1 protein-coding gene is annotated in these 242 nt (G+C 51.7%); it reads left to right on the top strand.

Annotated elements, in window-relative coordinates; genetic code table 11:
- Positions 1-242 (top strand): hypothetical protein (locus tag HBA93_RS23005; RefSeq protein ID WP_221724774.1); only part of this gene is annotated, 242 nt, incomplete at both ends.

Below are 242 nucleotides of genomic sequence, written 5' to 3'. Positions count from 1 at the left end.
AATCAGTCACAGAACAATGACACAAATGGCGCTGGCGATAATGACAGCAAGCAGCTGACATCGGACACTTCGCTCAATACGGCTGACGACCAGACAAATGATAATGCCACAAGCGGTGCTGGGGACAATGGCAGTGACAATCAGATGACATCTGATGTGCCTCTGAATGAAGATGACGCTCCTGTTCTGATTGTCACGGCTTCATCCAGTCGTCGCCGTATTGGTCGCCGGTTTCCAGCCGG

The sequence above is a fragment of the Ochrobactrum sp. SFR4 genome (assembly GCF_019730395.1).
Classification (GTDB): domain Bacteria; phylum Pseudomonadota; class Alphaproteobacteria; order Rhizobiales; family Rhizobiaceae; genus Pseudochrobactrum.
This window is presented reverse-complemented; position numbering and strand designations above follow the sequence as displayed.